Origin of the sequence: Cloacibacterium caeni, from assembly GCF_907163125.1 — a bacterium.
GTDB classification, from domain to species: Bacteria; Bacteroidota; Bacteroidia; order Flavobacteriales; family Weeksellaceae; genus Cloacibacterium; species Cloacibacterium caeni_B.
In genome coordinates, this window is sequence record NZ_OU015319.1 from 2,909,423 (window position 1) to 2,924,452 (window position 15,030).

General features: G+C 32.5%; 12 protein-coding genes. 5 read left to right on the forward strand and 7 right to left on the reverse strand.

All coding sequences use genetic code 11. From position 1 onward, the window contains the following. Nucleotides 1-54 precede the first annotated feature (54 nt). Together hutH and KKQ79_RS13535 are read left to right on the forward strand one after the other, a co-directional pair. The gene (gene hutH, locus KKQ79_RS13530) at nucleotides 55-1,548 is read left to right on the forward strand and encodes a histidine ammonia-lyase (protein WP_213190588.1); all 1,494 of its coding nucleotides are present in this window, start codon (nucleotides 55-57) and stop codon (nucleotides 1,546-1,548) included. 80 nt (nucleotides 1,549-1,628) lie between these two features. Next, nucleotides 1,629-2,860, forward strand: a protein-coding gene (locus tag KKQ79_RS13535) for an IS3 family transposase (RefSeq protein ID WP_250131172.1) whose coding sequence is annotated in 2 segments (ribosomal slippage) — nucleotides 1,629-1,977 and nucleotides 1,977-2,860 — 1,233 coding nt in all. Because the reading frame shifts where the segments join, the coding sequence is not laid out codon by codon here. Nucleotides 2,861-2,900: 40 nt separating this feature from the next. Here KKQ79_RS13535 and KKQ79_RS13540 read toward each other — a convergent pair. The 4 genes from KKQ79_RS13540 to KKQ79_RS13555 form a co-directional block, all read right to left on the reverse strand. Continuing rightward, nucleotides 2,901-4,412, reverse strand: a complete 1,512-nt coding sequence (locus KKQ79_RS13540; protein ID WP_213190589.1) for a LamG-like jellyroll fold domain-containing protein — start codon at nucleotides 4,410-4,412, stop codon at nucleotides 2,901-2,903. A 188-nt stretch (nucleotides 4,413-4,600) separates the two neighbouring features. Then, nucleotides 4,601-5,545: a LamG-like jellyroll fold domain-containing protein gene (locus tag KKQ79_RS13545; protein WP_213190590.1), complete on the reverse strand. Its 945-nt coding sequence runs from the start codon at nucleotides 5,543-5,545 to the stop codon at nucleotides 4,601-4,603. Next, the gene (locus KKQ79_RS13550) at nucleotides 5,542-5,970 is read right to left on the reverse strand and encodes a hypothetical protein (RefSeq protein WP_213190591.1); all 429 of its coding nucleotides are present in this window, start codon (nucleotides 5,968-5,970) and stop codon (nucleotides 5,542-5,544) included. The genes KKQ79_RS13545 and KKQ79_RS13550 overlap by 4 nt, the downstream gene beginning before the upstream one ends. A gap of 68 nt (nucleotides 5,971-6,038) precedes the next feature. Next, the gene (locus KKQ79_RS13555; protein WP_213190592.1) at nucleotides 6,039-7,205 is read right to left on the reverse strand and encodes a hypothetical protein; all 1,167 of its coding nucleotides are present in this window, start codon (nucleotides 7,203-7,205) and stop codon (nucleotides 6,039-6,041) included. Between the two features lie 250 nt (nucleotides 7,206-7,455). On the opposite strand from KKQ79_RS13555, the gene KKQ79_RS13560 reads away from it, so the two are divergent. Beyond that, nucleotides 7,456-10,308 carry a sensor histidine kinase gene (locus KKQ79_RS13560; protein ID WP_213190593.1) on the forward strand — a complete coding sequence of 951 codons (2,853 nt, stop codon included), beginning with the start codon at nucleotides 7,456-7,458 and terminating at the stop codon, nucleotides 10,306-10,308. Further along, the gene (locus KKQ79_RS13565) at nucleotides 10,305-11,051 is read left to right on the forward strand and encodes a LytR/AlgR family response regulator transcription factor (RefSeq protein ID WP_213190594.1); all 747 of its coding nucleotides are present in this window, start codon (nucleotides 10,305-10,307) and stop codon (nucleotides 11,049-11,051) included. The genes KKQ79_RS13560 and KKQ79_RS13565 overlap by 4 nt, the downstream gene beginning before the upstream one ends. Before the next feature lie 51 nt (nucleotides 11,052-11,102). On the opposite strand, the gene KKQ79_RS13570 is transcribed toward KKQ79_RS13565, so the two are convergent. The 3 genes from KKQ79_RS13570 to KKQ79_RS13580 all read right to left on the reverse strand — a co-directional run bounded on the left by KKQ79_RS13570 (nucleotide 11,103) and on the right by KKQ79_RS13580 (nucleotide 13,862). Further along, nucleotides 11,103-12,305, reverse strand: a complete 1,203-nt coding sequence (locus tag KKQ79_RS13570; protein WP_213189549.1) for an IS256 family transposase — start codon at nucleotides 12,303-12,305, stop codon at nucleotides 11,103-11,105. Nucleotides 12,306-12,459: 154 nt separating this feature from the next. Next, entirely contained in the window at nucleotides 12,460-13,287 is an 828-nt protein-coding gene (gene ygiD, locus KKQ79_RS13575) for a 4,5-DOPA-extradiol-dioxygenase (RefSeq protein WP_213190595.1), read from the reverse strand. Nucleotides 13,288-13,352: 65 nt separating this feature from the next. Continuing rightward, nucleotides 13,353-13,862: a YceI family protein gene (locus tag KKQ79_RS13580; protein WP_213190596.1), complete on the reverse strand. Its 510-nt coding sequence runs from the start codon at nucleotides 13,860-13,862 to the stop codon at nucleotides 13,353-13,355. Between the two features lie 698 nt (nucleotides 13,863-14,560). Here KKQ79_RS13580 and KKQ79_RS13585 point away from each other — a divergent pair. Continuing rightward, the gene (locus KKQ79_RS13585; protein ID WP_213190597.1) at nucleotides 14,561-15,028 is read left to right on the forward strand and encodes a DUF1905 domain-containing protein; all 468 of its coding nucleotides are present in this window, start codon (nucleotides 14,561-14,563) and stop codon (nucleotides 15,026-15,028) included. The last annotated feature ends 2 nt before the right edge of the window (nucleotides 15,029-15,030 follow it).

The following is a 15,030-nucleotide window of genomic DNA, read 5'->3' on the forward strand; positions in this document are numbered from 1 at the left end:
TTCTCGCTTTTTTCTTTGCAAGGATTTGTGTAATTTTAGGCAAAATAATTTAAAATGTTAATTTACGGAGTAGACCACTTTACTTACCAAGATGTCATCAATATTATCAATGGTAAGCAGAAAGCAAATTTGGATAAAAAATCAAAAACCCAAATCCAGAATTCTTACCAAAATGTACAGAAAATCGTAAAATCAGATAAAACCGTTTATGGAATTAATACAGGTTTTGGTCCGCTCTGTGATGTGAAAATTTCCGAAGAAGAAACCTCACAGTTACAAGAAAATCTTATCATTTCGCATTCTGTAGGAGTAGGAAATCCAATTGCTAAAGAACTTTCAAAAATCATGATGGTGTGTAAAATTCACGCTTTGTCAAAAGGATTTTCGGGGATTTCTTTAGATGTTGTAGAACGATTGATGCTCATGCTAGAAAAAGATATTATTCCTGTAGTTCCAGAGCAAGGTTCAGTTGGCGCAAGTGGAGATTTGGCGCCACTTTCTCATTTGGTTTTACCACTTTTAGGTTTAGGAAAAGTTTGGGAAGGCGAAAATACAGTAGAAACTGCCCAAGTTTTAGAAAAACATCAATTACAGCCTTTAAAATTACAAGCTAAAGAAGGTTTAGCGCTGATTAATGGAACTCAATTTATTCTGGCACATGCGATTTTAGGCTTGGATAAATTTAAATACTTATTAGATTTAGCAGATTTAGCTGCTGCTTTTTCGATTGAAGCATATCAAGGTTCTGCAAGTCCTTTTAAGAAAGAATTACACGAAATTAGAGCGTATAAAGGCAGTCAATTGGTGGCGAAAAGAATGACCAAACTGCTTAAAAATTCTGAAAATTTAGAATACCACGAAAATTGTGGAAGAGTGCAAGACCCGTATTCTATGCGTTGTGTTCCACAAGTTCATGGTGCGAGTAGAAATGCTTATGAACATTTAAAACAAATGGCAGAAACAGAATTGAATTCTGTAACGGATAATCCTATTGTAATTTCTGATGAAGAAGCAATTTCTGGAGGGAATTTTCATGGTCAATTAATGGCGCTTCCTCTTGATTACGCTACTTTAGCTGTCGCAGAATTAGGAAATATTTCTGATAGAAGAAGTTATCTTTTACTCGAAGGGAAATATGGTTTGCCAAAATTATTGATTGAAAGTTCTGGATTGAATTCAGGATTCATGATTCCGCAATATACTACTGCAGCATTGGTTACCGAAAATAAAACGCTTTGTTTCCCTGCTTCGGCAGATTCTGTTCCTACGAGTTTGGGTCAAGAAGACCATGTTTCTATGGGAAGTATTTCGGGTAGAAAATTTAATCAAGTTTTAGGGAATTTAGAAAATATTTTAGCGATAGAACTTATGTTTGCAGCGCAAGGTTTAGAGTTCCGTAGACCGCTGAAATCTTCTAAAATCATCGAAGAAAACTATGTGATTATTCGTGAAAAAGTGAAAAAACTAGAAAACGACAGATTAATTGGCGAAGATATTCTTACCATTGCAGAAATGGTGAAAAATAGAGCATTTAAAGTGGAGGTTTAAATAAAAGGACTTCTATATAGAAGTCCTTTTTTGTTATAAGTGACCCGTCCTAAAATAAGTTTACACCAAATAGACTTATTATGGAAAATCGAGAGAAGACAGTAGAAAAGCGTACACAACAAGATTACACAATGGCTTTTAAATTAGGTATTGTAAGCCGTGTAGAAAAGGGCGAATTCACTTACAAACAGGCACAGCAACATTACGGTATCCAAGGTAGAAGTACCGTTTTGGTTTGGCTCAGAAAATATGGTAATTTAGATTGGAGCAAACCCACCATTCATACCATGTTACAATCCAAAGAAACACCCGCCGAAAAGATTAAAAGATTAGAGAAAGAATTAGCTGATGAGAAACTAAAAACCAAAGTTCTCAATATGATGATTGATATCTCGGACAAGCAATACGGCACACAGATTCGAAAAAAGTTTACGCCCAAACAGTCAGACAACTCCAAGAAAAAGGATTGAGTTTATCCAAAATCTGCAGATTGTTTGGGATAAGCAGACAAGCCATTTACCAGCAGCGCCAAAGATTATGTGTTCGGGAAAAAGAATTGGAGAAAGTTAAACGATTTGTTGAGGAGATTCGTTTAGAACAGCCCAGAATAGGAACAAGAAAACTTTATTATTTGCTTAAAAATAAGTTCAAGCTTGAAAAGATAAAAATAGGCAGAGATGCGCTGTTCAATTATTTACGAAGAGAAAACCTGCTTATTTATCCTAAGAAAAGATATACAAGAACAACTTTCTCCAAACACTGGCTCAGAAAACACCCCAACCTTTTGAAAACGACTTGCCTGAAAAGAAAAGAACAGGTATTTGTAAGCGATATCACTTATATAAAAACCAAAACGAATGTCTGTTATTTATCTTTGGTTACGGATGCTTACAGCAGAAAAATAATGGGTTACGAATTAAGTGAAAATATGAATGCTGAAAATGTAGTCAAAGCTCTGAAAATGGCCGTTAAAAACAGAACAACACATCTTCCGCTTATTCATCACTCAGACAGAGGATTGCAATATTGCTCAGAAGTGTATCAGAAAGTACTTGTTGAAAACAAAATAAAACCCTCAATGACAGATGGCTATGATTGTTATCAAAATGCTTTGGCAGAAAGAATAAACGGAATATTGAAGCAGGAATTTTTAATTTATAAATGCAAAAACATTCAGGATTTAAAACAAATGGTTAAAGAAAGTATTTATATTTACAACAACAAAAGACCACATCTTAGTCTGAAGATGAAAACCCCGGAAACAATCCACAAAAAATCCGGAAAATCAATATCTTCCGGATTGGTATCTTAATGTAAAACTTGTAAACCTATTTTAGGATTAGTCAAAGATATTACTCTTTTATCAAATTTTTAGTTTGCGTATTTCCTTCTTTATCCGTAATCCTTATAAGGTAATTTCCTCTTTGTAAAGAAGAAATATTCATTTCTTTGGAAGTAGATTCTTTCAGTTTTTTACCAGAAAAGTCATAAAGTTCAATCTTAGTAATTTGTTTTTCAGATTTTACAAAGACAACATTTTTTGCAGGATTGGGATAGATGGAAATAGTACTTTTTGCCATGCGATTATTTTCAGAAGCGCTGAGCGTATTATTTTGATATAAATTTAAAATCTGTGTACTTTTAAGAGCTCTATCATATATTTTTAAATCATCAATTGCTCCAGCGAAAGCATTAATTCTAAAAGAAGTTAACGTAGTGTTTATTAAAGGTTTAGGAGAAGTGCCTTTTATTACTCCATTTATATATATTTTTACATTATCTGCTTCAAAAACCAGAGCTGCATGATACCATTGGTAAGGATTTGTAGTTCCGTTTGTAAAACTAGCATCATAGGAAGCCCCAGAAAAACTAACGCTATTAGCATTCATGTAAAATCCAAAGGCATTGTATTGTGAGGTTCCGCCATAACCTAATGCTGCATAAGAAGTTATAGGGTTGAAAGTAGTGTGATAGTACCAAAAAGAAATAGTTCTGTCTCTTTTCCCAAGTGGTAAATTAGGAATATTACAAACTCTTGTAGCAGAAGCCGTGGTAACCATTGCTTGGCCAGCTCCAGATCTTCCAGCAGTATAAGTTATAGGATAAGATGCATTACTTGTTGTAAAACTCACACTATTTGAATCATCTGCAGCAGTATTATTAAACGAAAAAGATTTTATTAATCCTACAGTATTTGTATTGGGCTCATTATATATATCTGTAACTTCACTGTCGGAAACAGCTCTATCATATATTTTTAAATCGTCTATTAAGCCATTAAACCATTGTTCTCCACCAACACCAACACCTAATTTAAAAATATCTGAATTATTAATAGTATTCCAGGATTTAGTCATAGAACCCATTAATTGTCCATTTCTGTACATTTTTGCAGTTGTTCCGTCATAAGTCATCACGAAATGATACCAAGTTCCTACATTGTTGGGATTTCCTCCCATCATTACGGTATAATTGTCTGTATGAGACATAAACATCGTTCTATCTACGCTTACACCACCGCCACATGCATTTCCAGACGTACCAGTTCCGTAAGTGAAAATTGGGCCGTAATTTAATCCTGCATCTGCTAAAGATCTTGTCCAGAATGCAATAGTTCGTGGAGCATTACCATAAGGTAATCCAGGAATGGTAGCTTGAGATTGCAAAGTGTAGGTCATTCTGATTGCAGAATTGGGATATCCACTTCTATCATAATCAAATGAAGTGGGTGAAAAAGAAACTGTATTTGCTTCGTTAGTATAAGAATTATCAAACTTAAAATATTGAATGAGCCCCGCTGTAACTTGTGCATTCCCAACTGTAAAAAATACAACTAGTAAAAAAGTAAATGTTTTTGTTTTCATAATTATAACCTATAAAATTTAGCTAAATTTATAGGTAGTATTTATTGAAAATTAAGCAAATTAACCAAACCTGCTTTTGAGTTAACGAAAGCTTGCTTTTAGTTTTTTGTTTAATCATTTACAGAAAACAAATCGCAAAAAATTTCAATAAAAAACTTCAAAAATAGAAGTCCTTTTCGTGAGAAATATTACTCTTTTATTAAACTTTTCGTTTGCGTATTTCCTTCTTTATCAGTGATTTTTACAAGGTAATTTCCTCTTTGTAAAGAAGAGATGTTCATTTCTTTTGAAGCTGATTCTTTTATTTTTTTACCTGAAAAATCATAAAGTTCTATTTTTGTAATAAGAGTCTCAGATTTCACAAAAACAACATCTTTTGCAGGATTGGGATAGATGGAAATGTTGTTTTTGATATTAGACAAGTCAGCTGTAGCCAGCGTTCCGGAATATAAACTATTTACCTGAGCATCTGTTAGTGCCACGTCAAAAATTTGTAAATCATCAATCGTCGCATTTAGAGTTAACCAAGAAGAAGTACTTGGAGTAGCACCTATTTTAAATAAATTATTGATTGTGTTAGATGTGTTGATTGCTAAATTTTGTGTTTTGATGAGTGCACCATTCATATAGATTTTAATTTTAGAGCCATCATAAGTCGTTACTAAATGATACCATTGTCCGTTATTAAAAAAGACATTAGAATTTTCATTAATGGTGATTGTTACACTATAACCGGCACCCCAATTGTATTGTTCTAAACCATTATTGTAGTTCATGGTAAGGCCAAAAGCTTGTCCGTTTACAGCATTTCCATAACTAAATATGTAACTTCCACCGGTTGCATTATATTGGTTGAATTTTATCCAAGTTGCAACAGTTCTAGGGTTATTTCCTAATGGTAAATTATTGATAATTGCTTTTAAACCTCCAGCATTGGGAATATTCACTGCTTGTCCACCATTTCTACCCGTAACAAATGAAGTCGGAAAAGTGGCATTCAGTTGACCAAGTTGTATAGTAGAATTGCTATTAGAATATGTATTATTAAATGTAAAGTGATGAATTGGTGTTTGTGCAAAAGCCAAGACAGAAATAAACAAAGTGAAAATGAGTAGAGATTTTATTTTCATCATTTTTTGTTTTTAATGGTTAAAAAATAATTTTGAAATTCGTTTTCTATGTCTGTAATATCAATTTGTTTTGCACTTTTTTTCGGCATGTAGAAAATAATATCCCAAGAAAGTTCTTTAATATTGAATTTCTTAAATCGGCCATTTTCTAAGAATCTTACTTGATCAGAACTATTGATTTTAATGGTTTTGATGTTTTTCTTTTTTAAGAAAATTTTGGCTTGATCTAAATAATATAAGCCATCTTCTACAATCACAGAAAACTCATCTTCACTCGCAGATTCTTTTTTCAGTTGGTTAATTCTATCGTTAGAAGGCATTACAATCACTACTGCTTTTTCTTTAATATTCAATGTTTTTTGAGCCGGTAATACGTTGAATGTGAAAAGAAGTAGAAGAGCAAAAAGGTTTAATTTGAATTTCATCATTTTTAGAAAATTTAAAGAAATTACCACGGAACTTATAGAAAAGTCCCGCAGTAATCATATGAAGAAGGTTACTTGTTTGCGTTTGCTTTAGCACAATCTATCGGGTCCATTCCAGAGTTGGCATAATCTGTAGGTGGAGTGATATAGTTTTCGGCTAAACTTCCTGGTGCAGAATAAGAATTTTGCTGTTCTATTTGCATATTCATAAATCCACAAGTTCCGTCAGGTTTTTTGAAAACTGCTACAATAGCCATAATTCTAGAAGTTAAAGTTTTTACATAAATTCCTTGATTGTTCCTTAAATCTTGATATTGTGGCGCCCATTCACTTGTTGGGTAACAATAGATTGGCGTTTCTTTCCAGCCGTAATCTGCTACACGTTTTTTTACTGCTGCCATCATTGCTTGTTGAGAAGGTGCTTTTGCTGGAGTTGCTTTTTTAGGGAGATTCATATTTGCAGAATAAGCTTCTTCTTTTTTCTTGTCCATATCTTTAAAGATTTGAGCAATTTTTGCAGGAGTATAGTTTTTAATTTTGTCTTCCATTCCTGCTTTATAGAAGAATAAATATTGCTGTCCTTCAAATAAATTATGTCCATAAGGATCACTACCAGAAGCTGCGTAGGGTTCGTCTGAAGCGTAAAATAATCCTGGTTCTAGTTGTAGCAAACCTTTTACTTCTCCTTTTTTTACACCTTTTGCTGGATCTTTGTCTAAATACTGTACATATGCAATATCTGGCATATAACAGTCTATGTAATGTAAAATTCCTTTGGATTTCATTTGTTGCAATAGCATGGCTTTGTATTTTGCATTTACCCCAGAGCTAATCCAAGTGGTATATTGAGCATCAATAATTGGATTTCCTTCGCTGTTTTTTTGAAAATGATATCTCGAATAAAGATTGACTTTGAAATTAGCATCATCAAATTCAAGATATACTTTTTTAAGGGCTAAAACCTTACCATTAGTAATATTTTTAATTCCTAAAGGAACCGATGCGTAATAAATTCCACTTGGTCCGTCTTTTTTAAAATTTTGTTTTTCTAAAAAAGGATCTGCAGCATCTTCTTCTAGTGCCTTTAAGTCCTTTTTGTCTGGAGTAATCGCTTTTTTGGCATCTCCTTCTGGTGTTCCTAATGTTTTTTCGGCAACTTTAGTGAGGAGTTTTCCGAATTGTGCATTCGCTTGAAGAGTAAAGCAGGTAAGAAGGAGAATAGAAATAGTTTTTCTCATAATGTTTTTATATATTAAATTGTGTTTTCATCAATAAACCAATAGCGATATAATTTTTGTAAGAATTGGCTAAAGTGTTTCTTCATGTTTTTTTTGCAAAATTATTTCTAGTGATGCTTTGTTCTGGAGTACATTTAACCAAATCTGATTTTGGATTAACGTAACTAACTTTTAGATTTTCGTTAATTCAAAATGGTTTTTAGTAAACTCTGAAACGGAGTGAGAAGAATTATTGTTAATTTTGTTTATAATGATTAAGAAAATCTTATTTTTTCTAGCGGTTTTAATAAATTTTGTAGTTTCTGCACAAAATAGTATTCCCTATTATTATCATCTCAGTAAGCAAAACGGAATGCCTACAGAAGTGGTTTATGATGTTTACCAAGATAGAAAAGGTTTTATTTGGATTTCTACAGAACAAGGTCTATTCAGATATGATGGTAAAAATTATCAGAATTATGCGTTAGATGAACAGACTTCTAAATCAGGTTCTTGTATCAGCGAAGATAAATATGGAAGAATTTGGTATAGTAATTTTGATGGATATCTCTATTTTATAGAAAAAGGACAACTGAAATTGTTCAAACCTCACATTCCTATTGGTTATCTTAAATTTGGACTTATTAATAATTCGCTTTTTACGGTAGAAGAAGAGGGAGTAATCGTTTATGATTTGATGACGGGAAAGAAAAATAAATCTTATCCTATCAATCAAAAAAAACTCAATTTTACGCATAGTGACGGAAAGAATTTTTATGTTTTCGCAGATGAATTGCTTATCATCAATGAAAAAGGAAAAACAGCAGTTCAACTTCCAGAAGCGCTTAAGAATTTCAGAGCAGGAATTATGCAAAACACCAAAAATGGTTTGCTTTTTACTTCTAAGCATGAGAGTTTTGGGTATTATTTTAAAAACAATACATTTTCTAAAGTTAATTTTCCTAAAGAAATCACTTTCGTGCAAAACACGTCTTTTGATGGAAAAGAAAACTGGCTTTGTACTACTGATGGCGCTTTTAGCACGAATTTAGCACAACCTTTTTTCAAAGGATATAACATTTCTACGGTTTATAAAGATAGAAATCAGAATTATTGGTTTGCTACCATTAATAATGGAATTTTCTTAGTTCCCAATCTTCATGTGCAGTTTTTTGAAAGTAAAAATATTATCACTTCACTTTCTGCGTATAAAAACCAACTGCTCATCGGGACACAAAATGAAGAGTTATTTCTGAAAAATATTGAAAATCAAAACGAAAAGTTAATTTTTAAGGGAGAAAATAAACACGAGATTTATTTGTTGAAATCTTTCAATAATTCTCCGAATATTTTTACTTCTTCTTATGGTTTTAGAATTCTAGACCAAAATGGAAAATTAGTCTACCAAGACGAAGCAGCCATCAAAGATATTGCTCCATTAGACGAGAAAAACTTTGCTTTTGCAGCGAGCGGAACTTGCGGTTTTCTCAGTTTTGGAAAAACAAAAACGGATTGGCAAAAAATCTTTCCTCCTCAGATAACTTTAGGAGCTCAGAATACTCTAATCAATAAAGTGAGAGGGAAATCTGTGGTTTTCGATGCGGAAAATTTAAGACTATATTTTGCAACCAATAAAGGTCTTTTTGTGGTTTCAAAAAATAAAACTCAAGAAATTTTATATCGAGGAAAATCTGTGTATATCAGTAGATTGGTTCAATATGGCTCGCAGATTTTTGCACTTACTCAGAATAATAAATTGTTGCAAGTAAAAGACTTTCAAATCATTCAACCAAGTATTTTTCAGTCGCTTTCTCAGAATAAAATTCTCAATATCAGAATGATTAATGAGAGATTGTATCTAAATTCTGACAATGGAATTTTTGTCTATGATTTTAAAACTCGAAAACAATACAAAAAACTTTCTTACAACCAAGACTTTGAATTCAGTCAAATTACAGAAATAGGCGATAAGGTTTTTATTGGTGTAAATAGAGGGATTTTATCCTTGCCACTTTCTTATCAAGAGCATCAGAATTACCCGAAATTAATTTTAGATGAGGTGAAAATAAATGGTAAAATCACGTCTTTTTCTTCTCAAAAATCATTTGAAAATGATGAAAACAATTTAGAATTAAGATATGCTTTGCTCAATTTTACTCCAGGAGAAAAATACAAGGTTTTTTATAAAATAAATAATGGAAATTGGCATCTCGCAGACGAAAATTCTAGAAAATTAGACTTTCCGTCACTTTCGGCTGGCGATTATCAAATCACATTGAAAACCGAAGATAAAAATGCAGCGCCCATTGTTTTGAATTTTACCATAAAACAAGTTTTTTGGAAATCTTGGATTTTTATACTTTTTATAGGCGGTTTGTTGATTTTTTTAATCAATTTTTATTATCGATATCAAATCAGAAAAATAAATTATACCAAACAGCTAGAAATTGACACCATTCGTTTAGAAAAAGAGAGCAACAGTTCGAAACTCAAAGCTTTTAAATCGCAAATGAATCCGCATTTTTTCTATAATGCTCTGAATACTTTGCAGTCGTATATTCTAACCAATGAAAAAAAGCCAGCGCTTACTTATTTGTCTCAATTTTCTGGATTAACGCGCAAAATTTTAGAATTTACAGAACAAGATTACATCTCTTTAGAAGAAGAAATAGAAACGCTGAAACTGTATTTAGAATTAGAAAAAGCGAGATTTAATGGAGATTTACACTATGAAATCTCGACTAAAAATATTGACCATCTTTCTAAAATTCATATTCCTGTTTTGCTTTTACAGCCTTATGTAGAAAATGCAATTAAACACGGACTTCTTCATTCTAGAAAAGAAAAAATATTGAATATTTCCTTTGAGCTGAAAAAAGATTTTCTCTGTATTAGGATAGAAGATAACGGAATTGGTATCGAAAAAAGTAAAATTATTAATGCTCAAAAAGGCAACCAAAAACCAGCTTCTTTTGCAACTTCGGCACAAGAAAAAAGAGTAGAAATCCTTAATAAAATGTATAAAAATTCTGTTTCTATCATCATAGAAAATAAGGAAAACGAAAATGGAGTTTCTATAGGAACTTTGGTGAAAATTCAACTAAAACCCATTAATGTATTATGAAAGCACTGATTGTAGATGACGAAGAAAGAGCTAGAGTTTCTCTTAGATATTTAATTGCAGAATTTTTGCCCCATTTAGAAATTGTGGCAGAGTGTGATGGGATTCCTAATGCTGTGAAATCTATACATAAACATAAGCCAGATTTGGTTTTTTTAGACATCGAAATGCCTGGACATTCTGGATTAGAGATTCTAGATTTTTTTGACGAAAAAGATTTAAATTTTGGAATAATTTTTACCACAGCTTATCAAGAATATGCCATTAAAGCATTTAAACTTTCGGCGGTAGATTATTTGTTAAAACCCATTAATCCTATAGAATTGCTAGAAGCGGTAAATAGATTTCAGAAATTAACAAGTCAGAAAATAAAAGTGCTTCACGAAAGCTTAGGAAAAGATTTTTCAGAAACCAAAAAAATAGGAATTTCTCATAGCAACGGAATAGAACTTATTTTGCCAGATGAAATTATTTATATCAAAGGAGAAGGAGCGTATTCAGAAATACATTTGACGGATGGTAAGAAGATTCTAGCAAGTAAAAACCTGAAAATGTTCGAAGAGAATTTAGCCGAAAATCCACAATTTATAAGAGTTCACAAATCTTATATCGTGAATTTTAATCATCTCATTTCTATTAATAAATCAAACGGAGGAACCATTGTTATGACTAATCAGATGGAAATTCCTTTTAATTCTGATAGTTATGAACTGATTTTAGAAAAAATAAATTTGATAAAAAAATAAAAAAGACACTATCCCAAAAAGTGTGTAAGTTAAAAAGTTAAGGCTTGGATTTTATAATCTGAGCCTTTTGTCAAAAATAAGCATAAATTGGTTTAAAACAATACCCCAATTTTGGATTGGCATTGACCATTTTTTGGTAGCTTCCTTTAAAGCAAGAAAAACCGACTTCAAGACTGCATCATCCGTAGGGAAAGACATTTTGTTTTTGGTATATTTTCTGATTTTTCCATTGAGATTTTCAATTAAATTAGTAGTGTAAATAATTTTACGGATTTCCAAAGGAAAGTCAAAAAATACAGTCAGTTCGTCCCAATTATCTCTCCACGATTTTATCGCATAAGCATATTTGGATTCCCATTTTTCTGCAAAATCATTCAGAGCGGCTTCTGCCGCTTGTTTATTTGGAGCATTATAGATGTGCTTCATATCGGCAGTAAAGTCTTTTCTGTCTTTCCAAACCACGTATTTACAGGCGTTTCTAATTTGATGAACTACACAGATTTGGGTTTGAGATTCAGGAAAAATTGAGCGAATAGTCTGGGTAAATCCATTCAAATTATCGGTAGCTGTAATTAAAATATCTTCTACACCACGAGCTTTTAAATCGGTTAAAACAGTCATCCAAAAACTAGAACTTTCGTTTTTTCCGAGCCACATTCCGAGAACTTCTTTCTTGCCATCACGGTTTAAACCTACCGCTAAATAGATGGTTTTATTGATGACTTTTGAGTTTTCACGAACTTTAAAGACAATTCCATCCATCCAAACAATGAGATAAAGGTCTTCTAATGGTCTATTCTGCCAACTCACTACTTCGCTTGCAACTGCATCAGTAATCCTAGAAATGGTAGAAGTAGAGACTTCAAAATCGTACATCTCACGAATTTGCTCCTCAATATCGCTCACGCTCATTCCTTTAGCATAAAAGGAGATAATGATATTTTCTAAACCTTCTATAATATTGTGTCTTTTAGGAACTAGAGCTGGTTCAAAACTACTTTCTCTATCTCTGGGAATTTTTATTTCAGATTCACCAAATGAGGATTTTATCTTTTTGGTTCCGTGTCCGTTACGATAGTTTCCAGTGGTGGTTTTTTCGTGTTTCTCGTTGTCGAGATGAGCATCAAGTTCGGCTTCGAGCATGTGTTCTACAGCTCGTTTGTGCATTTGTTTAAAGAATGAGGTTAAATCTTCTCCATTCTTAAAGGATTTGTAGAAATCCTTGTTGTTTAATAAGTCTTCTTTGTCAATCATAACTATGTAAATATATAAAATAGTAAAAAGTTATTTCCGAAAAATTTTTTGAGCTTTTATTGCTCAAAATTTTTCAGAATAACTTTTCAACTTACACAGTTAATGAAATACTACCATAAAAACTTTGCCAAAATTCTCAACCTTTACCTTTACCTCAATCTATCATTACACTCGTCATGCTCAAACTTCCACCAATCAATTCATCATTAAAAAGCGAAATTTCATCAGATTTTTCTTTCAAACCAAGCGTGTAAATCAGAGGTAAATAATGATCAGGAGTAGGAATGGCATTTTGCAATGCGGCTCCTTGTTTTTCAAAATGAATTAAATTCTGAAAATTTCCATCAAGAATCCATTCATTCGTTTTGGCTCTCGCTTCTATTGCCCAATCCCAACCAGCACCAACCGTATTGATATTCTTCCAGTCAATCATTCTAAGATTGTGAACCACGTTTCCACTTCCGATAATCAGAATGCCTTTTTCTCTTAATTTTTGTAATTTTTTAGCCAAATCAAAATGATATTGAGCAGGCTGAGTATAATCAATACTCATTTGGATCACTGGAATATTTGCTGCGGGATACAAATGTTTTATCACGCTCCAAGCTCCATGATCTAGTCCCCAACTATCGGTTTCTATAACTGAAGTGGGCGCCAAAAGTTCTGCTGTTTCTTTCGCCAATTCAGGATTTCCTTTTGCAGGATATTCTACCTCGAAAAGTTCTTGCGGGAATCCATAAAAATCATGAATCGTTTTCTGCATTTCTCCCGAAGTTACATAAGTTCCTTTGGTGTACCAATGCGCAGAAATACACAAAATAGCATTGGGAGTAGGAATTTTTTTAGAAATTTCTCTAAATCCTCTCACAAATTGGTTTTCTTCTATTGCATTCATCGGCAAACCATGTCCTAAAAATAGAACCGGCATTTTTTCGCTTTTGGGCAATTGTTCAGAAATGTATTCTAATACGTTGATGTTCATTTTAATTAAAAATTGATGCAGAATGCTCTAAAGCGTTCTGCATCTTTCATCGTTTGTGTTTGTTATTATCCTTTTACGAATTGTAATTCTCCAGCGATTTTTACTTCATCGCTTACTAAAACACCGCCAGTTTCCAAGGCTGCATTCCAGTTTAAACCGAAATCACTTCTTTTGATTTTTCCTTCAAAAGTAAATCCAGCTTTAGTGTTTCCCCAAGGATCTTGGTTGATTCCACCGAATTCCACTTCTAATTGTACTGGTTTAGTAACTCCGTTAATAGTTAAATGTCCTGTTACATTATCAGCTAAAGAAGCACTTTCAAAAGTAATCGTTGGGTTTTGTTCTGCATTGAAAAAATCTGCACTTTTCAAGTGAGTATCTCTATCTGTATTATTTGTGTCAATAGAATCTGTTTGGATAGTCGCGCTTACTTTTGCGTTTTTGAAAGTATCATCTTCTGCTTCTACTTCAGCAGTAAAAGTGTTGAAAGCTCCTTTTACGTTAGAAATCATCATGTGTCTTACTTTGAAGGTAATTTCACTGTGCGTAGTGTCTAAGTTCCATTTTGTTGCCATAATATTTTGTATTTTTTAGTTAATTATTATGGTGCAAATGTACAGCGCACAGAATCCTAGATGCATTGATGTAAGATAAGAAATGATTTTTTTAATACATCTACCATTAATTTGAAAAGATTGATAATCTGTAATGTGTGTATTGTAATGTTCTCAATAACCATGCCACAGCATTTATTTCAGGAAGTAAACAGTTAACGCAAGTGTTATTTCGTGTCAAAAAAAAATTAGGGTAGATTGTTTTTATTTTACTTTTCGTTGGTATTTATTTCATCTGTTTTTTGTGTTTTTTGAGACATTTGTTCGAATCAGGTTCGAATCAAGTTCGAATCAGCTTCGGAAAAAGGGTACTTTTTGCGAACAAAACTCGAGTTTGACTGCCACTTGATTCAACTCAAACCCTTATTTGTTTTCTTCAAAATGTGCGTCGTCCTAAAATAACTATACAACTGTTTATTTATAATTTAAATTGCTTATTTTGAGTATATTATAAGAATGGAAAGCAGTAAATTCTAAAAATATCTATACGTAATGCGAAACAAAATATACACAAAAAATACTGAATGTATAGCATGTAGGTAAAATTTACCAAAAAAATAGCTCTTTCACAAAACTTTTGTATATTTGAGTAATGTGGTCGAAATCCGCTCTGCTACTTCCGACCACATCGGTTCGGCTAAAAGACAACACGTAACAAAATGGAATACTTAGTAAAAGACGAACAACTCGAATTAAAATATGAACACGGAAAAGGTGCTTGGACTTATCATATTCAAATCCCCAACACCAAACACATTGTCGGAAAATGGGGTTCATTAAAAGTATCTGGCACTATTGACAATTACAAAATTGATAGTATCAACCTATTTACAATTACAGGGCAAGACAAACTAATTTCCATTAATGACAAAATCCGTAAAGCAATTAATAAAAGCGGAGGCGACAAAGTTAGGGTGACACTTTACTTGCTGACTTCAAATAAACAAATTACCGAAAAGGAAATTTTAGAAACATTCAAAGAAGCAGGAGTTATTAAAGCCTTTGAAAAATTGACAGACGAAGAACAAAAAGAAATTATTGGCAAAATTGCATCATCCAAATCGGAAGACAAACAAGTTAAAATGATTTTGAAATTTATTGACCAATTAAGCAAAAGCAATGATTAAAG